Origin of the sequence: Sorangium sp. So ce887 (assembly GCF_051521455.1) — a bacterium.
Lineage (GTDB): Bacteria > Myxococcota_A > Polyangia > Polyangiales > Polyangiaceae > Sorangium.
This window is the reverse complement of record NZ_CP150354.1, coordinates 6,852,106-6,875,076: the sequence shown is the minus strand read 5'-3', so window position 1 is coordinate 6,875,076 and position 22,971 is coordinate 6,852,106. Positions and strand designations below refer to the sequence as shown.

At 71.5% G+C, this 22,971-nt stretch carries 18 protein-coding genes; 10 read left to right on the top strand and 8 right to left on the bottom strand.

The features are described from left to right. Nucleotides 1-48: 48 nt before the first annotated feature. The 5 genes from WMF36_RS25405 to WMF36_RS25385 all read left to right on the top strand — a co-directional run bounded on the left by WMF36_RS25405 (nucleotide 49) and on the right by WMF36_RS25385 (nucleotide 7,555). Nucleotides 49-426, top strand: a complete 378-nt coding sequence (locus WMF36_RS25405; RefSeq protein WP_437573332.1) for a PDZ domain-containing protein — start codon at nucleotides 49-51, stop codon at nucleotides 424-426. Between the two features lie 160 nt (nucleotides 427-586). Further along, a complete protein-coding gene (locus WMF36_RS25400; protein ID WP_437573331.1) occupies nucleotides 587-3,148 on the top strand; it encodes a lantibiotic dehydratase in 2,562 nt (853 codons plus the stop codon). Continuing rightward, nucleotides 3,145-5,664, top strand: a complete 2,520-nt coding sequence (locus WMF36_RS25395; protein WP_437573330.1) for a lantibiotic dehydratase — start codon at nucleotides 3,145-3,147, stop codon at nucleotides 5,662-5,664. The genes WMF36_RS25400 and WMF36_RS25395 overlap by 4 nt, the downstream gene beginning before the upstream one ends. 41 nt (nucleotides 5,665-5,705) lie before the next feature. Next, the gene (locus tag WMF36_RS25390) at nucleotides 5,706-6,707 is read left to right on the top strand and encodes a DUF692 domain-containing protein (RefSeq protein WP_437573329.1); all 1,002 of its coding nucleotides are present in this window, start codon (nucleotides 5,706-5,708) and stop codon (nucleotides 6,705-6,707) included. Then, nucleotides 6,704-7,555 carry a hypothetical protein gene (locus WMF36_RS25385; protein WP_437573328.1) on the top strand — a complete coding sequence of 284 codons (852 nt, stop codon included), beginning with the start codon at nucleotides 6,704-6,706 and terminating at the stop codon, nucleotides 7,553-7,555. Before WMF36_RS25390 ends, WMF36_RS25385 begins: the two co-directional genes overlap by 4 nt. Nucleotides 7,556-7,593: 38 nt before the next feature. Here WMF36_RS25385 and WMF36_RS25380 read toward each other — a convergent pair whose 3' ends face one another. Together WMF36_RS25380 and WMF36_RS25375 are read right to left on the bottom strand one after the other, a co-directional pair. Beyond that, nucleotides 7,594-8,835 carry a class I SAM-dependent methyltransferase gene (locus tag WMF36_RS25380; protein ID WP_437573327.1) on the bottom strand — a complete coding sequence of 414 codons (1,242 nt, stop codon included), beginning with the start codon at nucleotides 8,833-8,835 and terminating at the stop codon, nucleotides 7,594-7,596. Nucleotides 8,836-8,844: 9 nt separating this feature from the next. Beyond that, nucleotides 8,845-9,174, bottom strand: a complete 330-nt coding sequence (locus WMF36_RS25375) for a DHCW motif cupin fold protein (RefSeq protein ID WP_437475937.1) — start codon at nucleotides 9,172-9,174, stop codon at nucleotides 8,845-8,847. 335 nt (nucleotides 9,175-9,509) lie between these two features. Between WMF36_RS25375 and WMF36_RS25370 the strand changes: the two genes are divergently transcribed. Beyond that, entirely contained in the window at nucleotides 9,510-10,559 is a 1,050-nt protein-coding gene (locus WMF36_RS25370) for an iron-containing alcohol dehydrogenase family protein (RefSeq protein WP_437573326.1), read from the top strand. Between the two features lie 38 nt (nucleotides 10,560-10,597). Here the strand turns inward: WMF36_RS25370 and WMF36_RS25365 are convergent, their stop codons facing one another. The 3 genes from WMF36_RS25365 to WMF36_RS25355 are packed head-to-tail and all read right to left on the bottom strand — an operon-like array spanning nucleotide 10,598 to nucleotide 13,273. After that, complete coding sequence (locus WMF36_RS25365; protein ID WP_437573325.1) at nucleotides 10,598-11,422, bottom strand: ABC transporter ATP-binding protein; 825 nt, start codon at nucleotides 11,420-11,422, stop codon at nucleotides 10,598-10,600. A gap of 4 nt (nucleotides 11,423-11,426) precedes the next feature. Continuing rightward, nucleotides 11,427-12,236, bottom strand: a complete 810-nt coding sequence (locus WMF36_RS25360) for an ABC transporter permease subunit (protein ID WP_437573324.1) — start codon at nucleotides 12,234-12,236, stop codon at nucleotides 11,427-11,429. Beyond that, complete coding sequence (locus WMF36_RS25355) at nucleotides 12,233-13,273, bottom strand: sulfonate ABC transporter substrate-binding protein (protein ID WP_437573323.1); 1,041 nt, start codon at nucleotides 13,271-13,273, stop codon at nucleotides 12,233-12,235. The genes WMF36_RS25360 and WMF36_RS25355 overlap by 4 nt, the downstream gene beginning before the upstream one ends. Before the next feature lie 413 nt (nucleotides 13,274-13,686). Between WMF36_RS25355 and WMF36_RS25350 the strand changes: the two genes are divergently transcribed. The 3 genes from WMF36_RS25350 (at nucleotide 13,687) to WMF36_RS25340 (ending at nucleotide 16,930) form a co-directional block, all read left to right on the top strand. Continuing rightward, nucleotides 13,687-14,394, top strand: a complete 708-nt coding sequence (locus tag WMF36_RS25350) for an SDR family NAD(P)-dependent oxidoreductase (RefSeq protein ID WP_437475935.1) — start codon at nucleotides 13,687-13,689, stop codon at nucleotides 14,392-14,394. A gap of 218 nt (nucleotides 14,395-14,612) precedes the next feature. Then, nucleotides 14,613-15,272: a hypothetical protein gene (locus WMF36_RS25345; RefSeq protein ID WP_437573322.1), complete on the top strand. Its 660-nt coding sequence runs from the start codon at nucleotides 14,613-14,615 to the stop codon at nucleotides 15,270-15,272. A gap of 353 nt (nucleotides 15,273-15,625) precedes the next feature. Next, complete coding sequence (locus tag WMF36_RS25340; protein WP_437573321.1) at nucleotides 15,626-16,930, top strand: pectate lyase family protein; 1,305 nt, start codon at nucleotides 15,626-15,628, stop codon at nucleotides 16,928-16,930. A gap of 137 nt (nucleotides 16,931-17,067) precedes the next feature. Here the strand turns inward: WMF36_RS25340 and WMF36_RS25335 are convergent, their stop codons facing one another. Next, nucleotides 17,068-18,105, bottom strand: a complete 1,038-nt coding sequence (locus WMF36_RS25335) for an NAD-dependent epimerase/dehydratase family protein (protein ID WP_437573320.1) — start codon at nucleotides 18,103-18,105, stop codon at nucleotides 17,068-17,070. A gap of 117 nt (nucleotides 18,106-18,222) precedes the next feature. Then, nucleotides 18,223-20,346 (bottom strand): glycoside hydrolase family 52 protein, encoded by a 2,124-nt coding sequence (locus WMF36_RS25330; RefSeq protein ID WP_437573319.1) that lies wholly within the window; start codon nucleotides 20,344-20,346, stop codon nucleotides 18,223-18,225. Nucleotides 20,347-21,180: 834 nt separating this feature from the next. Between WMF36_RS25330 and WMF36_RS25325 the strand changes: the two genes are divergently transcribed. Continuing rightward, complete coding sequence (locus WMF36_RS25325) at nucleotides 21,181-21,717, top strand: FHA domain-containing protein (RefSeq protein WP_437573318.1); 537 nt, start codon at nucleotides 21,181-21,183, stop codon at nucleotides 21,715-21,717. A 78-nt stretch (nucleotides 21,718-21,795) separates the two neighbouring features. Here the strand turns inward: WMF36_RS25325 and WMF36_RS25320 are convergent, their stop codons facing one another. Beyond that, a complete protein-coding gene (locus tag WMF36_RS25320; protein ID WP_437573317.1) occupies nucleotides 21,796-22,836 on the bottom strand; it encodes a hypothetical protein in 1,041 nt (346 codons plus the stop codon). Between the last annotated feature and the right edge of the window lie 135 nt (nucleotides 22,837-22,971).

Here is a 22,971-nt window from a genome sequence, read left to right as displayed (position 1 = left end):
GCGTCGTAATGCAACATTGGCTCGATTGGTGAAAAAGGGAGATCATTCATGGAAACGAAGAACAACGAGACGAAGACCACCACCGCCCCGGCGAAGCCGCGGCCCATCAGCTTCTGCGTGCTCTCGAAGGAAACCGGCCAGAACGGCTGTCCCGTCGTGCAGAGCGTCGACAAGCTGAGCGCGGCGGCCAAGGCCGGCATCGCGGCTGGCGACGAGATCCTCGCTCTGCACGGCGTGAAGATCACGAGCGCGGCGCAGGCGATGGAGGTCCTCCAGCAGGCGGGGATCGGCGCGACAGTCACCGTCCGCGTGGCGCGCCAGGGCGCGCAGGCGGATCTGTCGATGGTCGTGCAGGCGAAGGCGCTGTCACTCGACGTCGACGACCTCGACGAGGTCGTCGAGCGCAAGATCGCCCCCGCCGCCTGACGCGGCTCCTCTCGCCGCTTCCGCGCTTTCCAGGGCGGAAGCGGCGAGATCGGAGGCGCCGCGGGGCATCGGCGCGCCGCGGTGGAAGACCGGCGTCCTGCGCTCGCGGTGAGCTCAGGAGAGAGTTTCTTTCTGTTCCTTCGACCCCGGAGAGGTTCACTTGCTCGAAGCTCATCAGACCACGGAGACACGCCGGGGAGGCGAGGTGTGCCTCTCGTCGCATGTTCCTCACCACCTCGCGCTCCTCTCGGAAGGCTGGACGCTCTGGCGCTGGGTGTGCGTGCGAGGGGCCGGATTTCCCGCAGGTCAGGTGCTGAGCCTCGCGATGCCGGAGTGCGCGGCGGCGGCGGACGAGCTGCTCGCGCGTGAGGCAGAGCTCGCGGCGGCGCGGGCGCACGCGCTCAGGGTCTGCGAAGAGAACAACCAGCTGGGCATGGTGGGGGTCGGGAAGGCGCTCGGGCGCGCGATCAAGCGCCTGCGCGGCGGTCAGCTCCCTGAGCCGTTCGACGCCGTCCCGGCGGTGGCTGCCGCGCTCTCCGAGCTGCGGGGGGCGGAGGCCCCGGTCGAGCCGGCGCGCGCGAAGGTGCGCGCGCTCTTCGAGGTGGGCACAGGGCGCGTGGGGGAGGCGCTGCGCGAGGCCGCGCGGCAGGGGGCCCTCCGCGAGGCGATGCTCTGGCAGAACCGCGGCGCCGTGCGGGGCACGGTCGACGCGCTGCTCCGGCGGCCGGCGGGCGCGGTGGACTCGAAGACACGAGAGCACGAGCGGCTCGTCGCGAGCTACATCCAGCGCTACTGCGTCAAGAACGACACCATCGGCTTCTTCGGCCCTGTCGGCTGGGGCAGGTTGTCGGACCACGGCCCCGCGCTGACGCTGCGGCCCGGCCGCTCGCTGCTCGCAAAGCGCACGGTCTACTTCGAGGCGTGGGGCATCCAGGTGCTCGCGGATCGCCTGTCCGAGAGCCCCGAGCTGCGCCGGTTCATCGCGCCGCGAAGGCTGCCCACGGTGCGGCTCGAGGGGACGACGCTCCATCACTCCATCGGTCGTGCCTCGGAGCTCCCCGTCGACTTCGCCCGCATCCTCGCCGCCTGCGACGGGGAGAGGACCGCCCAGGCCATCGCCGAGGCGCTCTGCGCCGATCCCTCGCTTGGCCTCTCCGGCGAGGACGAGGTCTTCGATCTGCTCGGGCAGCTCGCCGAGAAGCGGCTCATCACCTGGACCCTCGAGATCCCCACCGTCGTCGCGCACCCCGAGCGGACGCTGCGGGAGATCCTGGAGCGCATGCCGCTCGGCGACGCCCGCGCGCATGCGCTCGGCGCGCTGTCCGACCTCGAGAGCCGGCGGGATGCGGTCGCGCGAACGCCGGACGACGAGATCGGCCTCGAGCGCGGCCTCTCGGAGCTGGACGAGACGTTCGAGCGCATCACGGGCGCTGCCGGCAAGCGCCGCGGCGGAGAGGCGTATGCCGGCCGCACGCTTGTGTTCGAGGACTGCGTGAGAGACGCCGACATCGAGCTCGGACCGGAGCTCCTCAGGCGCCTCGCGCCGCCCCTGCTCCTCCTGCTCAGGAGCGCCCGCTGGTACACGTACACGATCGCTGAGCGCTATCACGCGCTTTTCTGCGGGATCTACCGGGAGCTCTCCCGCGAGTCCGGGCCTCTGCCGATCGACTTTCTCCGCTTCTGGCAGGCGGTGGAGCCGCACTTCACCGGGAGCCAGTACGAGCCCTCGCCGATCGTCGCCGAGGTGATCGCGGAGCTCCGCGCCCGGTGGGCGAAGCTGCTCGCGATCGAGCCGGATCAGCGCCGCGTCGAGCGCTCGGCGGCCGCGCTTCGAGCCGAGGCCGAGGTCGCGTTCGCGGCGCCGCACCCCGGCTGGCCGGGCGCCCGCTATCACTCGCCCGACCTGATGATCGCCGCCGCCGGCCCCGAGGCCGTGCGGCGCGGCGACTACCGGATCGTGCTCGGAGAGCTGCACACAGGCGAGAACACCGCGTCGAACCCCGTGTTCCTGAACCAGCACGGGGACCCCGCGGCGCTGCTCTCCGCGATCGAGCTCGATCTGCCCGAGCCGCGGATCGCGCCCGTGATCCCCAAGCAGCGGAGCACCCGGGCGGATCAGATCTCCTTCTGCCCGCATGACATCGACGTCGAGATCGGGGCCACCCGGTCGTGGCGCCCGCGGACCCACGTCGTCCCGATCTCCGGGCTCGTGGTGGAAGAAGCGGGCGGGCAGCTCATCGTCCGCACCCGCGACGGGGCGCGGCGGTTCCACGCGATCGCCTTCTTCGAGCATTACCTCAAGCTCGAGAGCCTCGCGCATTTCAGCCTGCTCCCCTCGGTCCCGCACGCTCCCCGCGTCTCCCTCGACGGCCTCGTCGTCTCGCGCGAGCGGTGGCGGTTCGCGCCGGCCGATCTCGGCTTTGCCGAGCTCTCCGATCCGCTCGAGCGGTTCCTCGGAGCCCGCCGCTGGGCGCAGCGAGCGGGGCTGCCGCGGCTCCTGTTCGTGAAGGTCCCGGAAGAGGTGAAGCCTTGCTATCTCGACCTGGACAGCCCGGTGTACGTCGAGATCTTCGCGAAGCTCGTGCGGCGCGCCTCGGTGGTGAACATCACGGAGATGCTGCCGGCGATCGACGAGGCGTGGCTCCTCGATGCAGAGGGGCGCGCCTACACGAGCGAGCTGCGCATCGTGGCGCTGGACCCCGAGCCCTGGCGGGCGCCGTGAGCGAGGAGGACGCGGAGGACGCGGAGGACCACCGCGTCCCGATCGCGGGCGGCTGGGCGCTCTGGCGCTGGGTCTGCCTGCGCGGCGCGGGCTTCGCCGCCTCCGAGCTGCTCGAGCTGTCGATCCCGGAAGCCGCGCGGGCGGCGGACAGGCAGATCGATCGAGAAGCGTCGCGCGAGGCGGCGCGGGCGCGAGCGCGGGAGGCGTGCGAGCGAGCGCTCCTGCTCGCCGACGGCAAGGCGCGCAAGCCGATCGTGCGCGCGCTCAAGCAGCTCGCGGCTGGCGCCATCCCGGAGGATTTCGGAGGCGACGAGCAGAAGGCGGCGCTCCACGCCCTCCGGCTGGCCAGCGCCGGCGTCGACGCCGCGAGCGCCGAGCTCTCGGCGCAATGGCGCCCGGCGAACCTCCGCGCCGGCGCGGCGCTGCGGGCCGCGGCGCGGAGCCCGCGCTTCCGGGAGGCGCTCGTGTGGCAGAACCGCCGCGCGCTTCGGACGGGGGTCGACTCGCTCCTCCGGCAGTCCGACGGCGCGACCGACTTCAAGACGCGGCAGAACGAGGCGCTCGTGGCGAGCTACCTCCAGCGCTACGCGGCGAAGAACGACTCGATCGGCTTCTTCGGCCCGGTCGGGTGGGGTCGCTTCGGGGCAGGCGCGGCGGTCTCGCTCGCACCTGGGCGCGGGCTCCTGGCCACGCGGCAGGTCTATTTCGAGCACTGGGGCATCGACGCGCTGGCCGGCCGCCTCGCCGAGGACCCGGCGCTGCGCCCCCACCTCGCCCCGCGCCGGATGCCGACGGTGCGCGTCGATGGGACGACCCTGTTCTACCCGATCGGCCGCCGCACCGAGCTGCCCGCCGCGCTCGCGCGGCTCCTCGGCGCCTGCGACGGCGAGACGAGCGCCAGGGCCATCGCGGAGGAGCTCTGCGGCGAGCCGGAGCTCGAGCTCTCCGGGCACGAGGAGGTCTACGAGCTCCTCTCGGCGCTCGCCGGCAAGCACCTCCTCGTCTGGACGCTCGAGCTCCCTCCGGGCGACCCCCATCCTGAGCGGACCCTCCGGCGCCTCATCGAGCGCGTGGACGAGCCGGCGCTGCGCGCCGAGGCGCTGTCGGCGCTCGATGAGATGGAGCGGGGCCGGTCCGGGATCGCCGCCGCGGCCGGCGACGCGGCGGCGCTCGACGAGGCCATGGGGGCGCTGGAAGCGAGCTTCGCCCGCCTCACCGCCACGGAAGGCGTCCGGCGGGCCGGCCAGGCCTATGCGGGCCGGACGCTCGTGTACGAGGACTGCCGGCGGGACGTCGAGCTCTCCCTCGGGCCGGAGCTCCTCGACCGGCTCGGCCCTCCGCTCTCGCTCATTCTCCAGAGCGCCCGCTGGTACACGCACGCGGTCGCGCAGCGCTATCGCGACATCGTTCGCCGCGCGTACCGCGAGCTCCTTCCGCAGGCGACCGGGACCGCGGTCGGGTACCTCGAGCTCTTCCGCCGCATCGAGCCTCACCTGGCGAGCCATCAGGCGGAGGGCACGGCGACGGTGCGGGAGGTGGTCGACGAGCTCCGCGCGCGCTGGGCGCGGCTCCTCCGCGTCGCGCCGGGCGAGCGGCGTGTCGAGCGGCGCGCCGCGGAGCTCGAGCGGGCGGTCGGTGACGTGTTCGCAGCTCCGCACCCGGGTTGGCCGGGCGCGCGGTTCCACTCTCCGGATGTGCTCCTCGCCGCGCGGGGGCTCGACGCGATCCGCCGGGGCGAGTACCTCCTCGTGCTCGGGGAGGTCCACGCCGGGTGGAACACGTTCTCGGTGCCGGTCTTCATCGACCAGCACCCTCGCCCGGAAGCGCTGTTTCGCGCCCTCGAGGTGGACCTCCCGAGGGTCCGCGTCGCGCAGGTGGAGCCGAAGGAGCAGGCGACGCGCGTGTATCAGGCGCTCGTGTCGCGCCACGACCTCGAGCTGGAGGTCGGGAGCACGCGATCCCGGCGGCCGCGGGCGCAGGTCCTCGAGGCGGGCTCGCTCGTCGTCGAGGAGACCGAGGAGGGGCAGCTCGTCGTGCGAGATCTCGAGGGCCGTCACCGCTTCGACATCATCGCGTTTCTCGAGGGCTACCTGCTCCTCGACAGCATGGCGCACTTCGGCCTCGTGAGCCCCGCGCCGCACACGCCGCGGATCACGATCGATCACCTCGTCGTCGCCCGGGAGACATGGCGCTGCGCGGCCGGCGAGCTCGGCTTCGCGCTCGCGGAAGACCCGATCCAGCGCTTCGTCGGGGCGCGCCGCTTCGCGATGAGCCGCGGCCTGCCGCGGTTCGTGTTCGTGAAGGTCCCTGAAGAGCCGAAGCCCTGTTATGTGGACCTGGAGAGCTCCGTCTACGTGGAGAGCTTCGCCAAGCTGGTCCGCAAGGCGTCGGCGGTCTCGATCTCCGAGATGCTGCCGAGCCTCGACGAGACCTGGCTCGTGGACGCCGAAGGGCGCGCCTACACGAGCGAGCTCCGGATGGTGGCGGTCGACCCGGAGCCGTGGCGGCCGGGGTGAGCGGCGTGTTCTCGAGCAACCTGAGGGAACAAGGAGACAACATGCGCAAAGAGACAGGCGGGGTCGGGCTCCAGCTGAACCCCACGATGATATTCGATCTCGGCATGGAGGCGATGCAGCGGATCGATTACGACTTCGCCGAGCTGCTCTGTGACATGTTCGCCGGGCCGCTCGATTCGGGCTATGTCATCGACCCGGGGACGCGCCCCCTCCTCGAGCGACTGGCGGCGGAGGGCCCGCTCATCGCCCACGGCAACTACGGGAACGAGTTCGGGTTCGAGCCGCTCGACGAGACGCCGAGCGTCCTGCGGCACATCGCCATTTCCCACGAGATGAAGAGCCCCTGGTACGCCGATCACCTGTTCTACGGATCCCGGGCGAGCGCGTACATGTGGTCGCAGCCGCTGCAGTTCTCGCGGGCGGAGGTCGAGCGCGTCGCCGGCCGAGCGGCCGCGCTCCAGGACCGGCTGAAGATGCCGCTCCTCCACGAGAATGCGTTCTACTACGCGCCGTTCCCCGGCTCGGAGATGGCCGAGGCGGAGTTCATCGCCGGCGTCGTCGACAAGGCGCAGACGCACCTGCTGCTCGATCTGCACAACGTCTACGCCAACTCGGTCAATCTCAACGCAGGCCGAGGGGCCGCCTCGGGCGCGCTCCCGCGAGGCGCGCCGGACCCGGGAGCTCCCTCGAACGGAGAGCGGGCAGCGGCGCTCGCCGCTCCCGCCGCGGCCTACGACTCGTGGCAGTACCTGAGGACGCTCCCTCTCGATCGCGTCGTCGAGATCCACCTCGCTGGCGGCCAGTGGCTCGACGGATGGTACCACGACCTGCACAATAGCCCGGTCCCCGGGCCCGTCTGGGAAATGCTCGATTACGTGCTTCGCCGCGCCCCGAACCTGCGCGCCGTCTGCCTCGAGGTGCAAGGGCCGGGACACACCTCGCGATCGTGCCCGGTCACGCCGGACTGGGTCGATATGATCAACGCCGATCTCCAGCGCGCGCGCGACCTGTGGGCCTCGGCGCGAGGAGGGGTGGCCGCATGAGCTGCGAACCCCACGAGGCCTTCCGGGTCTGGACGATGCTCGTCGCGGACGAAGCGCTCTATGACGCCACCCTCGTAGGACGGCACGCGGAGCTCGCCGCGAGCCGCGGGCTCGACGCCCGGCACGTGGCCGTCCTCGACGAGCTCCATCGCCAGCCCGGGACGAGGTGGAATATCGAGAACCTGCGCTTCCGCGCTGCGGCCGAGGTGGCCGCGTCGCTCGTCAGTTACTTGCCGCGGACGGCCCTCTTGCTCACCCACGGCGATCCGGACTGGCTTCAAGAGATCTCGTTCGAGTACCTCGCCCATCACAGGTGGGAGGAGCTCGGACACCTGCGCTTCTCCGAGTGCGAGCGCTTCGCGGGCTACCTGCGCAAGCGGATCCTCAAGCGGCGCCGGCCGCCGGAGCATATCGAGCCGGTGCTGGACTACGAGCTCGCGGTCATCGCCCTGCTCAAGAAGACAGCCTCCATCCCGGCCGACGCCTGGCCCACGGACATGGAGCTGGACGATGACGTCACCCTCGCAGGCCTGCGCCTCCGCGCCGCCCCGGCCACGGCGATCGTCGATCTGCCGGTGAACCTGCTCGACTGGATCCGCTCGGGAGATCCGCGCGCCGGCGAGGTTCGCGACGAGCCGCTCTCCCTGCTGATCGTCGTCCCGTCGCTCGGGGAGACGCACCGGATATGGACCCTCCGCGAAGGGCCGCGCTCCCTGTTCCCGCTGTTCAACGGGCAGGAGACCACGCGGGAGGTGGCGCAGCGGGCGGGCGACGAGCTCGGCTTCGAGCGCGACGAGGTCTTCGCCATGGCCCGCCGCTGGCTCACCCAGCGCGCGCTCGCCGCCTGAGGGGCCTTTGGGGAGGGGACGGGGCTCCCCTCGCCAGATCACCTCTTCATGCCGAGGAAACGCCGCTGCCAGAGCCGGAGCAGGGATTTCCAGACCGACTCGGCGTCCGCCCCCAGCTCCTCCATGTGCGCCGTGATCTCGGCGACCGTGTGCTCGCCGTCACAGAGGCGGACCAGATCGAGCAGGGCGGAGGGGGCGACGAAGGTGCGGAGGTAGAACATGGGTGAGTGGAGCAGCACGCAGTCCTCGCCGTCCTCCATGGGCTCGACCGTCACCGTCTCGTGGAGGCGGGGGCGGAGCGCGGAGCGGTCGCCGGCCAGGAGCTCGGGAGCGGGGACCAGCGCGACCCCGGAAGGGCCCTCGGGGAGCGCGGCCGGGGTGTCGCGCCTCCGCATCACCTCGAATCCGAAGTGCTGGACGGGAGACGCGTAGATCGACTCGAAGAGCGTGTGGAGGCCGGTGAATACCCGGTCGATCACCTCCTTGTCGGAGGTGTGATATCCGTCGGCGGGGAAGGCCGCCTGATAGAAGAGCAGGCCGCCCGGCGCGAGCGCCGCCGCGACGTCGGGCAGGATCTGCGAGGCGTCGGCCATGTGATCGAAGAGGTTGATCGCCAGGGCGCAGTCGCACGGCGCCTCCGGCGGGGAGAGGGCGATCCGGTCCTCCATCCCGCGACGCCCCCGGCTGAACCGCAGGAACTCCTGCTTCACGGGGTTCAGCTCGACGGCGTGGACATGGCAGCCGAGGGAGGCGAGGTAGAAGGTGAAGTATCCGGCGCCGGCCCCGTAATCGACCACCCGCCGCGGGGGATGCCGGAGGAGCATCGTCTTGATGATGGCGTCGAAGAGGGGAGTGTACGGGTGCAGGAGGTGCTCCCAGACGTCGTGGACCAGGTCGAGGAGCGAGGCGAGCGCGCCCGCGTCGGCCTGCTCGGCGGCGCGCCGTCCGGCCAGCGGGAGCGCGCTCTCGGCGGCGATCGCGTCGCGCACGGCAGCGGGCGGCTCGCTGAGCCACAGGAACAGGTCGGCCACGCGCTGCCAGTCGGACCAGTGCTGCGGCTGCTCCGGAGGGCTCTCGTGAAAGCGATGCTTGAGCTGCCGGTCGCGGATCGCGGGATGAGCTGCCACGAGCGAGGCGCAGAGGAAGGCCATGGCGCTCAGCACCTCGCTCGGCCTCCGTGCCTCGCGCACCGCCGCCTCGAACGCGGGCGGGGCCGGGGCGCCGATCAAGAACTCCGAGAGTGGGATGAGGCGCAGCGCGCTCAGCAGGGTGTCATTCATGGCGCGGGCTCAGTCCACGATGAAGACCGTGGCGCCTCTCGGGCTCGAGGTCAGGTGGGGTTCCACGCCCTCGGCCACCTGGTAGCTGCTCCCGGGCGCGAGGACGATCTCTCTCCCGTCGCGCAGCGTGGTGACGAACTCGCCATCGAGGACGAGCACCACATGGCCGCGCTCGCACCAGTGGTCTGCCACGTAGCCGGGCGTGTACTCCACCATCCGCACCCGGATATTGCCAGTCTCGACGGTCCTCCAGTAGGCCATTCCAGCCTCGCCGGGGACCTCGACCGGTGGAACCTTGCTCCACTCGGTCGCACAGAAGCTCACGTTCTGGATGATCATGGTCGCGGTCGCCCTGAGCGCCGCGCCGGGACAAGCCGGGAGCGCTCGATCGTGAGGAAGGGTCGGCAGACACGCTCTCGAGGAGAAAGCAGGTTGAAGCTGCCCCGGAGCGACAGGGCGCTGGGCCTCGACGACTGAGGCGCTACACGAGGCCAGGACCGCTGTCAATCGACCGGGATCCCGGGGGGGACGTCCAGCGCTCGAATGCGCGCTGGTCGTCCGTCGTTCCTGTGCATCCGCCAGGGGAGGTCCGCCGCAGGCGTGCCGCGGCGAGGCGGCGGGGCCATCCGCCGCAGGCGTGCCGCGGCGAGGCGGCGGATCTATGAAGACGGCGCATGCCCAAAGCCACCCAGATCGGCATCCCCACGCTGGTGCGCATCAAGCCCGGGGCGCTCCCGCGCAGCGGGCTCTACCTCTCCCGCGCGGCGCGCCGCCACGTCCTGCTGCTGTCGAGCGCGGGGACGCCCCCCGCCATCGAGGCGGCGATGCGCGAGGGGCTGAACGAGCAGGCGATCGAGGTCGTGGCGCAGCGCGAGGTCAGCTCGGCCAGCTTCGAGGAGGCCTCGGCGCTCCTGCCCGCGCTCCCGGCGCGCTGCGACGCGATCGTCGGGCTCGGCGGCGGCCGCGCCCTCGACACGGCCAAGTACCTCGCGTTCCTCGCCAGGCTGCCGTTCCTCGCCGTGCCCACGTCGCTCTCGAACGACGGCTTCTGCAGCCCCTCGGCCAGCCTCACGATCGGCGGCAGGCGCCGCTCGCTCCGCTGCGCCGTCCCGTTCGGCGTGGTGGTCGACACCGACGTCTGCCTGCGCGCGCCGGAGATCCTCTGGCTCTCCGGCGTGGGCGACCTCGTGGCCAAGGTGACGGCGGTGCGCGACTGGAAGCTCGCGTTCCACGCGCGCGGCGAGCCGGTCAACGACTTCGCCGCCCTGCTCTCGGACGCGACCGTGTTCCAGTTCATGGCGCGCCCCCGGCGCGACCTCGAGGGCATGCGCCTGCTCGCGACGGCGCTCATGCTGAACGGCATCGCCATGGAGATCGCGGGGTCGTCCCGGCCGGCGAGCGGCAGCGAGCACCTCATCTCGCACGCGCTGGACCAGACCTCCAGCCGGCCGCGGCTCCACGGCCTGCAGGTCGGCACGGCCGCCTACGTCGTGAGCCAGCTCCAGGGGCGAGACACGGACCACATCGCCGCCGTCCTCGACGCGACCGGCTTCTGGGACGCGATCCGGACCGACCCGTTCTCGCTCGACGAGTGGCGCGAGGCGGTCCGCGTCGCGCCGGAGATCAAGCCCGGCTATTACACGATCCTCTCAGCCCGCGACTGCGCGCCGGAGGTCGAGGCGATCCTCCGGACCGATCCGCGCCTGAAGGGGTGCTTCGAATGAAGCAGCGGCACGAGCGACGGACGATGAGGCGTCGCCTCTCACTCCGCGCCGGCCAGGAGGGGCTCCGCCAGCTTCGGAGGAAGGCTTGCGCGTGAGGGGGGGCGCGCCTTCGGGCCCTCGCCCGACGCGAGGATCGTCTGGAGCAGCGCGCCGGTGAGGCGACCGACCTCCGGGAGCTCTCGCGGGCGCGGCCGCGGCAGGTCGACCGTGACGCTCTCCACGATGCGCCCCTCGTCGAACACGAGCACGCGGTCGCCCAGCAGGACCGCCTCCTGGACGTCGTGGGTCACCAGGATGGCCGTGAAGCCGTGCTGGGCCCACAGCGACTCGACGAGGCGCTGCGCCCCGATCCGCGTGAGGGCGTCGAGCGCCCCGAACGGCTCGTCGAGGAGCAGGACCCTGGGCTCGTGCACGAGCGCGCGCGCGAGGGCGACCCGCTGCCGCTGGCCGCCCGAGAGCACGCCGGGGTAGTCGTCCTGCCGCTCGAGGAGGCCGACCTGGGCGAGGACGTCGCGCGCGCGGGCGCGGCGCGCCGCCGGCAGGCCGATGCAGACGTTCTGGAGGACGGTGCGCCACGGCATCAGCCGGGGCTCCTGGAAGACGACGCGCACGGCCGCGCCGCCGGCGCCTCCTTCCGCCGCCTCGATGCGCGCCGCGCCGTCCGTGGGCTGCTCCAGGCCGCACAGGAGGCGGAGCAGGGTGCTCTTGCCCGACCCGCTCCGCCCGACGATGGTCAGGAGCTCGCCAGGGCGGACGTCGAGATCGAGGCCCGAGAGGACAGGCCTGTCGTCGAACCGCTTCTCGAGCCGCTCGAGGACGACCCGCGCGCCCTTCGCGCGATCGTCCGGTACGCGCACGCTCATGGTGTCACCCCGCGTCCATGCGTTGCAATCGAGGCTGCCAGGGCAGCAGCTGGCGCTCGGCCCAGCGCGCGAGGGAGTCGGCCAGCTTGCCGAGGAGCGCCCAGAGCACGATCGTGAGCACGAGCAGGTCCATCTGCATGAACTCCCGCGCGTTCATCGCGACGTACCCGAGGCCCCTGTTCGCGCCGATCGTCTCGGCGACGATCAGCACGAGCCACGAGAGCCCGAGCGCGAAGCGGAGGCCCACCAGGATCGAGGGGAGCGCGCCGGGGAGGATGACCTCGCGGTAGAGCGCGAGCCCCCGGACGTCGTAGACGCGCGCCATCTCGATGATGTGCGGGTCGACGCTGCGCACGCCGTGGAAGGTGTTCAGGTAGACGGGGAAGAGGACCGTCACCGCGACCATGAAGAGCTTGGCCGTCTCGCCCAGGCCGAACCACAGGATGACGAGCGGCACGAGCGCCAGCGCGGGGATGGCGCGGAGCATCTGGAGGGGCCCGTCGACCACGAGCTGGAGCGCGCGCGAGAGCCCGGTGCAAAGGCCCAGCACCAGCCCGACGCCGGCGCCGATCACGAGCCCGCCGAGCGCGCGCAGCGCGCTGACGCCGAGGTGCGTCGGCAGGTCGCCGCTCCTCGTGGCGTGGACCGCGGCCAGCACCACCTCCGAGGGCGACGGCAGCAGGCTCTTCGGGATGACCTGCAGCCGGCAGAGGGCCTCCCAGACGATCACCAGCGCGAGCGGGGCGATCCAGGGGGCGAGGGCGCGGCCGAGCGCGCGCGGCGCGCGGCGGCCCGTCGAGGCGGCGGCCGTCATCGGACGGCTCCGCGGGCGGGCGCCGACAGGAACGCGTCCTCCACGCGGACGTCGCGCGGGATGATCGCGAGCTTGTGGAGCGTGTCGGCGATGTCCTGCTGCTTCTTCAGGATCTCGGGCGTGATCGGCAGGATGCCGAACGAGCGCCGGCGCTCGGCGGTGAGGAACGCCCCGTAGTCGACGCCCGACGACGTCGCGAGGATCTGCGCGGCCTCCTCCGTGTGGTCGCGCTCCCAGTCGCTCAGGACGCGGTACTCCTCGAGCACGGTCTGCAGGAGCTCCGGGTGCTTCTCGGCGAACTCGCGCCGGGCGACGTAAAAGAGGTGGTTGTCGACGAGCCCCTCGCCGCTCTGGAGGATGCGCGCGCCGGCGGTCTCCGCCGCCGCCAGGAACGGGTCCCAGATCACCCAGGCGTCGATCTGGCCGCTCTCGAAGGCGCTCCGCGCGTCCGCCGGCGCGAGGAACGAGATCTGGAGGTCGTCGAGCGTCAGTCCGGCGCCCCCGACGGCCCGGATCAGCAGGTAATGCACGTTGGAGCCGCGGTTGACCGCGACGCGCTTGCCCTTCAGGCCGGCGACGCTGGTGATCGGAGAGCCCTTCGGCACGACGATCGCCTCGGCCTTCGGGGCCGGAGGGTCGGTGGCGACGTACACGAAGGGCACGCCGCCCGCCTGCGCGAAGACGGGCGGCGTCTCGCCGACATGGCCGATGTCCACGGCGCCGGCGCGCATGGCCTCGAGCAGCGGAGGCCCGGCGTGGAACTCGACCCACTCGGCGCGGGCGTTCTTCGCCTCGAGCGCCTTCTTCAGGCGGTCGGCGCGGCCCTTGAGGAGATAGGGGGTGCCGATCTTCTGGTACCCGAGGCGGACGACCCCCGCCTCGCGCCTGTCCTGCGCCGGCGCCGGAGAGGCGGGATCGCTTGCGATCGTGGCACCCGGCTCACCGCCGCCGCGGTCGCAGCCGGACAGGACGCACGCCAGTACAGCGCATCCAAGCAGCCCGGAGCGGATCCTCGTGAAGGGGGTGTGGATGATCATGGAGGGTTCTTCCGGACGCCCTGCGGCTCGCCAGGGACAGCGCTGGTTGGTTCCAGGTACACAGGAACTGGCGAGCGGATCGCGCCAGCAGGCAACCGCAGGCTCCTGGCAGCCGCCGTGCCACGCGGGATCCCTGTGGTTTCGCGCGGTTACAGAGGCCGCTCCCCGGCGGTGACCGGCGGGTGCTGCTGCAACAGCAGCACGCGATCAGCAGGCGGTGCTGCTGGAACCGCAGCGATACGTCGGATGCACGGCCTCGTGTGCCGTGACGGCGGCGTGCGCGGGGACCGTGTTCCGCAGGATCACGCCGGGACCTGGTGGCTCTACCGGCGGCGCTCGCGCGCGCCGGGCGCCGGTGGGGCGCCTCGCTTTTGAGGTGCGAGAGGGGACGGGCCCTGCCATAAGGCACCGCCATGACGGTGGAAATCCAAGGAAAGTGGGCGCTGGTGACCGGCGCGAGCCGGGGTATCGGAAAGCAGATCGCGCGCGGCCTCGCGGGGCTCGGCTGCAACCTGGTCCTGCACAGCCGCGACGCGGCGCACACGCGGGAGCTCGAGGGCGAGCTCGCCGGCAAGGGGATCCGGGTGAGCGCCGTCTCGGGCGAGCTGTCGGATCAGGCGGCGGTCGACCGGATGCTGGACGGCGCGATCGCCGCGTCGGGCGGGATCGACATCCTGTTCAACAACGCTGCCATCATGACGCCTTTCCGTACCTCGACCCTGGAGACGCCGGCGGAGGATTACCGGCTCAGCTTCGAGGTGAACGTCATCAGCCCGATCCGGATCACCTACCGGCTGCTGCCGACGATGCTGGAGCGCCGCTGGGGGCGCATCATCCAGGTGACCTCCGGGATCCAGGACCAGCCGGAGCTCATGGCCTATGCCGCGTCGAAGGCCGCGCTCGACAAGTTCGTGCGCGACACGGTCCCTTCGCTGCGCGGCACAGGCGTGCTGATGAACCTCCTCGACCCGGGCTGGCTGCGGACCGATCTCGGCGGGCCCAGGGCGCCGAACGACGTCGAGTCCGTCCTGCCCGGCGCGCTCGTCCCGGCGCTTGTCGACGGCGAGGTCCACGGGGTGTTCTTCCGCGCCCAGGACTACGCGCGCCCCGCCGCGCGCTGAGGCGCCCCGAGCGTCCCTCGACCCAGCGCTCCGGTTCGGGGCCGCGCCAGCAGGAACGATTGGTTCGCGCTCGTGGTACGTGTGTTGCTAAAGTAGTTGGAGTGAAAGCGATCTCGGACCCCCAGGCGGAGACGAGACGTCGTGCGGTAGGCGATGCAGGGAGCGCTTCGCCGGCGCGCACGACGGTGGTCAACACGCGTCCACCGCGGTGGCGACCCTTGTGTGCGCTCTTGCCGGTGCTGGCCTGCGCGTGCTCGCTGGAGGGGTTGTCCGCGGCGTGGGACACGTCGTCGGCCTCCGCGGGAGGGGCGGGCGTGTCCAGCGGCGGGGGCGCGACGGGCGGGGGCGGCGCGACGGGCGGCGCGGGGACGGCGGGCGGGGGCGGCGCGCCGGGCGGCGCGGGGACGGCGGGCGGGGGCGGCGCGGCGGGCGGGGGCGGCGCGACGGGCGACGTGCTCAAGCTCGAGGCCGAGGCCTGCGAGCTCACTGGCAGCTTCATCAAGGTGGAAGACGAGCTGGCCGACGGCGGATATTACGTGGTCGTCCCCGAGGTGGCGGGGTGCGACGACGACCGGGTCAGCTGCTCGTTCAAGATCAGCGAGGCCGGCACTTATCAGATCAAGGTCAGGGTCGCCGCGGGACCCGACGAGAGCACGGACAACTCGTTCCTTGTCCGCGTGGACCAGGCGCCGCCGCCGGGATACCAGTACAATTTCATCGGCACCGATTTCCACCTCGATTACGTCAACGACTCGGACGCCGAAACAGGAACGATGCTCACCTTCGCGCTCGAGCCTGGGAGTCACCTCGTCTCGTTCGCGTGCCGCGAGGACGGGTCCAGGCTCGACTGGGTCGAGCTCGTTCGAATCGGCCCCTGAGCCCCCCACACAGGGCCGCGGCGGCGAGCCCGGCGACGCCGAGTCGCTCGACCTCGCGCAGGCGGCCCATCGCGCCGAAGCCGACGACGCGGTGCTTCACGTGTCCACAGTGTCAATCTGCGGTTGACAGACTCGGTCGCGGCGCCGCGGTTGCCCGTCGGGGGAGGGGAAGCGCGCGGCAGCTGTCACCGCGGAAAACGCCATGGAAGGCCTGGAGCCGGGCGGCTTCGGACCGTCATGCGCTGGTGGCACATGCGTTGCTATGGAGCTCCCGATAACGGCCCGTGCGCTGTCCGGCTTCTCCACCCGCGTCGCGCGAGCTGCTTGGCTCATCACGGAAAGGGTACTTGCTCATGAAGTGCGAATCTCGAGTCGCTTGGGCTGCGCTGATCGCGCTCGGCATCGCCGGCATCTCGGTGGTCGGGTGCGGCTCGGAAACGTCAGATCCGGAAGAGAATGAGGGCCAGCCGACGAGCAGCGGGAGCAGCGGCTCCACCACGAGCGCCAGCACCGGCGGGACCGGTGCCGGCAGCGGAGAGGGCGGCTCCAGCAGCGGAGAAGGCGGCTCCAGCAGCGGTGAGGGCGGCTCCAGCAGCGGTGAGGGCGGCTCCAGCAGCGGTGAGGGCGGCTCCAGCAGCGGTGAGGGCGGCTCCAGCAGCGGAGAAGGCGGCTCCAGCAGCGGAGAAGGCGGCTCCAGCAGCGGTGAGGGCGGCTCCAGCAGCGGCACCGGGGGCAGCAGCCCCGGCGGCGTCGACTTCAGGCTCTACGGCTACGCCACGACCGGCGACGGCACCACCGGCGGCAAGGGCGGAGAGGTCGTCTCCGTGAGCTCGCTCGACGCTTTGAGGACCGAGGCCGCGAGAGACGGCGCGCGGATCATCCAGATCACCGGCAAGATCAGCGGCAGCGGCGACGACGTGCGCGTCGCATCCGACAAGACCATCGTGGGGGTCGGGTCGAGCGGAGAGCTGCAAGGGATCGGGCTCAACCTGAGGAGAGCCTCCAACATCATCCTCCGCAACCTGAAGATCCACCACGTGCTGGCCAGCAGCGGCAACGGCGACGGCATCCACATGGACGAGAGCCACAACGTCTGGATCGACCACTGCGAGCTCTGGGCCGACTCTGCCGCCGTGAACTCGGACAAGGACAAGTACGACGGCCTCATCGACGCCACCCACGAGTCCTCGGATATCACGATCTCGTGGAGCTACCTGCACGACCACTGGAAGGGCATGCTGGTCGGCTCGTCGGACAGCGACGACAGCGATCGCCGCATCACCCTCCATCACAACCGCTTCAGCAACGTGAACTCCCGCCTCCCGAGCTACCGCGGCGGCAACGGCCACATCTTCAACAACTACTTCGAGAACGTCGCCACGTCCGGGGTGAACTCGCGCGTCGGCGCCTGCCTGCGCGTCGAAGGCAACCACTTCTACAAGGTCAAGAACCCCATCACCACGCTCGACAGCGCGGCCGGCGGCACGCATCGCATCGACAACGTGTTCGAGGAGACGACCGGGACGCAGGCGTCCGGCGAAGACTGCTCCTGGACCGCTCCGTACGCGTATCCGCTCGACCGCGCGGCCGACGTCAAGGCCATCGTCCTGGAGCACGCGGGCGTCGGCAAGACGGATCCCCTCGAGAACCTGCCCTGACGCGGCTGGCGAAGGGGATCGTCGAGGTCCGCTCCGGCACGGCTCAAGGAAAATACCGGAGCGCTCCCAGCGGAAGGTTCTCGTGGGATGCTCCGTGAGGTGGCGAGGCCACCTGTCGGATGAGACGGTAGCTGGGATCAGGACTCGGGCTCGTTCCCCCATGGATTGAAGTCGTGCACCTGCCCCGGGGTGGGCTTCCTGCCCTGGTTGAACGCGTCGAGCAGGACGTCCTGGAGCGGCTCGTCCTCGGCGCGCCGGTACGTCCCGGCGCGCTCCGACCAGGCGATCTGGCGGCGGAACGTCTCGACCAGCGGCACGGTGGTCCGGAAGCCGAGGTCGCGCGCGGCCTTGCTGTTGTCGAAGATCGACCCGTATTGATAGATGAACTTGACGCCCACCATGCGGCGAGGGGCGACCTCGTAGAGCCAGCCGGTCGGGATCGAGACCACGGGGGACTTGCCGCCGGCGGCCTCCTGCAGCGCGGCGAAGACGCCGCCCCACGTGGTGTGCTCGTCGCTCGTGAGGTGGTAGGCCTGCCCATAGGCCCTGTCGTTGCCGAGGGCGTTCACGAACCCTCGGGCCACATCGGAGACGTGCGCGATGGCCCACGGCGCCGCGCCGTCGTCGTGGACGACGAGCGGGAGGCCGCGCCGGACGCGGTCGGCCATCGAGTCATCGAAATAGAGCGCGCCGAGCGCGGTGTGCCCCTCGCCGGTCGTGAACGACGGCCGCAAGATCGTGGTCTTGAGCCCGTTCTGGCCGTTCGCCGCGAGCAGCGTCGATTCGATGCGCGACTTGTTCTGTCCATACTTCGTCACGGGGCGGTGCGGCTCGTCGTCGGTCGCCGGCGAGCGCGTGAGGGGCCCGCCGTAGACGCACACCGTCGAGCAGACGACCAGGTGCCCCGCGCGGCCCGAGAAGGCCCTGAGCAGCGAGTCGGCGTTCTCGGGGGCGAAGGCGACCATGTCGATCACGGCGTCGAACGTGCGCTGCTGCATCTCGCGCTCGAACTCGGCGTACTGCCAGCGATCACCGACGATGACCTCGACATCCCCCTCGAACCGCCGCGCCGTCACGCCCCGGTTGAAGAGCGTGACGCGATCGCCCCGCTCGAGGAGCTGCTGCACGATGGCCGTCGAGATGAGCCCGGTCCCGCCAATGATGAGAACTCTCATGAAAGCACCTCGGTCGATTGCCCTGCTCCCGGGCCGGCTGCCCCCGCAGGGGCGAGCCGGCCCGGCGGGCGTCTCTGGAGAACGCCCTCCCACCGCTCCGGCGCGGAGCGCCGCCGGCTACCGGCTCGGCGATTTCGCCCCCGCCGGGGCCTCGTCCAGCCAGAGGATGGCCGTCACGCCGCGCGGGTAGTAGCGGCTGCCGACGGGCACGCCGCGCTGCATCTGGTCGGAGTAGGCCCAGTAGCCGGAGCCCTCGATCTGCCAGCGGACGTGGGCCTGCTCGTGGCGCTCGGCGTCGGGCAGATCGGCCTTCAGGATCACGCGCGCGATGTGCTGGCAGAGCGCGATCTTGCTCGCCCAGGAGTTGTCGCTGCTGCTCGAGAGCTTCCAGCCGCCCTCGGGGAACAGGCACACACCGGGCTTGACGATGGCCTGGAAGTGGCGGCGGAGCACCCGGACGAGCTCGCCGTGCTCGCCCTCCGCGGCGTTGCCGTCGAGCAAGCCCATGGCGTGCGGGTACAGGAGCCCCTCGATCGCGGGGATGATCGCGCTCGTCGAGCTCCCGTCGAGCAGGGCGGGGATGTAGCCCGACGGCTCGTGGAAGGCCGACACGATGGCGCGCGCCGTCTTCTGGCTCGCCGCCCTGGACTCCGCGGCGAGGGGGGCGTCTCCGCAGCGCTGGAGGAGGTCGGCGAGCACCACGTACGACGCCCACGTCTTGCCGGCCAGGTAGAGGTTGCCGCGCGCGCGCCCGAGCGAGTGATCCAGCGAGTCGTAGGTCGTGATCTCGGCGCCGGTCCCGCAGCGGCTGCTGTCGAGCGCCATCACGCCGGCGCGCGCGCCGGGCTCGGGCGCGTCGCGGTGGAGGAGGCTCGCGAGCAGCTCGGCGAAGAGGCCCCGGTGGCGCTCGAGGAAGCCCTTGTCGCCGGTGCGCGCGACGTACACGCCGGCGCAGCAGATCCAGTTCGTGAGCTGCTCGTGCGTCATGTAGCTGAAGCAGGCGGCGTCGAGGTTCGGCCGCTCGTAGCTGGAGTCGCCGGCCGGCGAGAAGTGGTTGCCGACGCCCATGTCGTGCGTGAACGACACGCCGCCCGGCAGGAGCTCGCCGTTCGCGCCGGGGCGCTTCACCTTGTCGCGGTAGCTGTAGCGGTCGACGAAGAGGTCGAGGACGTCGCGCACGGCCCAGGACGCGTAACGCAGCTCGAAGAAGAGGTGATCGATCGTGAGATCGAAGGTGTTCATCATCTCGTACTCGCCCTCGTTCACGACCCACAGCGGCGCGGGCGGCGAGGCGTCGTCGAGCGCGGTGTCCAGCCACTCGGTGGACCCGAAATAGCCGTGCGTCGCCTGGGCGAGCAGCCACTTCTGGGAGGGGCTGAGCGCCGACTGCGCGAGCTCCTCATCGCGCTGGACCGCCTCCTTGACGAGCGCCTCGCGGCGGTCGAGCGCGAAGGAGAGGACGTCCTCGAGCCTGCGGAAGTAGCGGGTGTAGGCGTAGCGCGCCTCGATCCCGGTCGTGATGGTGCCGGCGTCGTGGAACCCGAGCGCGATCCAGACCTCGCGCTTTTCCCCCGGGGGGACGTCGATGAGCAGGCCGCCGGTCTTGCCGAGGCGGAACAGCCGATCGGTGCTGCCGTCGAGCGCGTTCTCGGGCGCGAAGGCCTGGAAGGCGCGGATGCCCGGCTCCGGGCGGACGGCGAGCCCCCAGCGCCGGCCGTGCGCGACGCCGACCAGGCGGCCGTCGCTCGTCGTCTCGAGGTCGCGCAGGCTCGACGCGTCGAGCGAGAAGACGCCCGTCATCGGCTTGTCGCTGCCGGTGTTGTCGAGCTCGAGGCGCGCGATGAGCGCCGGGCAGGACCGCTCGGCGACCTCGGAGGGCGCCGCCGTGCGCGGGTCGGGGATCGGGCCGAACGGCGAGTAGAGGGCGAGCGTCAGCCGCCCGGCGCGGATCGTGTCGCTCGCCCACCCGAGCTCGCGGCGGATGTCCTGCTCGCCGAAGACGCGGCGCATCCGCGTGTCATGGGTCAAGGTGACGCCGAACGGGACGTCCGGGCCGCTGTGGCCCTCGAAGTAGGGGAGGCAGAAGAAGTCCCCGTCTCCCTCGCGGTAGCCGATGTAGAGGTTCGATTCTCCCGGGCGGCCCACCTGGGAGGCGAAGCCGCCCCGGCGGTTGAAGCTTCCGAGCGTGAACGAGGCAAAGGCGCCGACCGGCGCGTGCTGGACATTGTAGGAGGAGGTCACGGCGGCAACATAGCGTAACCGCCTCGCGATGCGATCTCGCGAAGCGATGCCGCGGAGCGAGCCTGCGGGACGGCGCGCGGCGCCATCCCAAAGGCGGCCCTGTACCACTCCGCGGGGCGGTCCGCGTCCGACGGTCGGGCCGCGATCCGGCGGCTGCGAGGGCCCGGACGGCGGCTGCGAGGGGGGCGGCGCCGCCGGGGGCCAGGCGGGCGGGGCAGGGGCGCGGGGGTCGAACGTGACGGCGCTCGGCGCCGGATACGCCGGCTTCCAACAGAGCAGGACCGCGAGCCGGCTGAAGAGCGGCGCGAGGCCTGCCTTGCCGCGACCGAACAGGGCCCCTCCTGGGGGTTCGTCCCGTGGAAGGCCTCCTCCGCGAGGCTCGCGATCTCGAGTCCAGCGTGAGAATCTCCACGAGCACAATTATGCGAATGTAATTGTTTCGTGTGTCTGTACTCCGCGGCGGCGGCAACAGGAAGGGAGGTGCGGTGTCGTACGTGTGCGATCTCCATCGGCCCTTTCGGCCTCTCGCATCGCTCGCCTGTCGATCGTTGCCTGGATCGGCGTGCCTGACGGCACCGCCGCCGGCCGGGCGCCTCGCAGGTGTGCCGTGTGCGCTGGATGTGAGTTTTGTGGGAGCAAGGTATGGCGAGCGCCCCCAATGTAGTCCACGCGGGGCCGGAGGTTGCATCGTTCCACCCAGGGCGTGTCGTGGCCCCCGGTGATCCCGTCGTGGACTGATGTATAAATGCCTATCGGGCCCTGGTGAGCGGGCGGTGCGCTGGTTGGCTGGGCGCCGCCCGCTCGAACAGCACGGAACTCGGGGAAGACCTTCTCATGTTGACCTTCGCGACGCTTTGTGCCCAGAGCCGGGCGCTCTCACGGATGGCCTTTGACCGGAGGTACCCTCACGCGTGGCTGCTCCGGGAGCTCGGCCCCGAGGACCAGCCCCCCCCGTCGTTCAAGACCGTCTTTGCCGGCACCTCGCCCGGATCGAGCAATCAACCGGCCGTGTGCCGTCACCGGATCTCGTCGGGGATGACCGTCGCGTCCCACGGCTGCGAGCTCCTGCCGGTGGCGAAGCGCCCGGAGAGCCCCTGGCAGGATCGCATCCTCATCGGGCGCGCCCTGAACAGCGATATCGTGCTCCGCGATCCATCCGTCTCCAAGGTCCAGGCTCACATCTCGGTCCTGATCGCGGACACCCCGATGCTCCACGCGAGGAAGAGCACCAACGGCACGTTCCTGAACGACCGGCTCCTCACGCCGGCCGGGGACGGCGCGCCCCTTCGCAGCGGCGACATCCTCCAGTTCGGCAACGTCGTCTGTGAGTTCATCGTGAACGCCGATCTCTACCGGCTCATCGCCCGCTGAGGCCGGCGCCCCTCCGCGGCCTGCCTCCGCGGCCTGATCGCGCGCTCGCCCGCGCGCGCTGCCGTCCGACCGCCGGGATCAGCTCCGCTCCGGGTGGGGCGCGCGGAACAGCACTTCCACCGGGCCCCCGTGCGTCTCCACCACGTAGCTCGCCTCCACCGGGTCGCCGCCGCGGAAGGCCTTCGTGATCTCCTTGCGCCGCTTCATCAGCTCGACCAGGCCGAGCGCGAGCGCCTCGGAGGCGGTGAGCTCCTTCGGCGTCGGCTTGCGGCCGATCAGGTCCTCGTCGACCATCGCGAGCGTGGGGTAGGCGTCCGGCCCGGCCAGCTCCCAGCTCTGCTCGGCGACCTCGGCGCGCAGCGCGGGGTGCAGGTCGCTCGCGCGGTCGAAGCTCAGCGAGAAGAAGCTCGCCGGCAGCGACGCGGGCGGCGCGTCCGGGAGCTTCGCGGTCTCCGCGAGGTAGAGCTCGAACCCGCGCGCGCTCTCGAACAGGAGCACGCCGTGGCTCTGCCCCGCCTGCCCGACGACGCACAGCGCGAGGTCGCGCGCGCCGAGCGACGGGATCGACAGCGCCATGATGTCCGCGTCGCTGGGCACGGTCTTCCAGGGCGTCGTGCGGTAGAGCGCGGCCGCCGCGCGGAAGAAGGACGCCATCGCCGGCGCCTCGATGCCGCCGCCGAGGAAGCTCGGCGTCAGGCGGCCGTCGCGCGCGCCGAGGTGCGCCTCGAGGTCCTCGGCGACGACGTCGATCTCCGGCGTCGGCGCGACGCGGACCTCGATCGCCGGGCCGGGCCGCGCCCTCAGCGCGTCGGCGAGCGCGGGCGAGGCCACGCGCACGCGCTCGGGCAGGCGCGGCTGCCCCTCCAGGGGGCCCCTGGCGGCGGCCTCGAAGCTGTCGACCGCGCCCGCGACGACGTCGCCGGGGCGCAGCGCGGCGCAGCTCAGCACGAAGCCGCGCTCGGTCATCCAGACGACCGCCTCGGGACGGTACGCCTCGTCGCCCTCGTGCACGAACGCGCGCAGGGAGAAGAAGCCGCCGATCCACTCTTCGTCCCGGCGAGGCAGGGAGGGCGCGCTCTTCTTGGACCGCTTCTTCTTGGGGGCGGGCACGGAGGACATCAGGGCACCTGTTCGCGGGAGCGCTCCAGCCGGCACGCTCGATGACGCGGGAGCCACGGACGAGACCGGAGTCGAGGGCGGAAAGCTAGCGCAAAGGCCTCAGGGGTCGAAGCGGAACGCGGGGCGTGCGGTCGC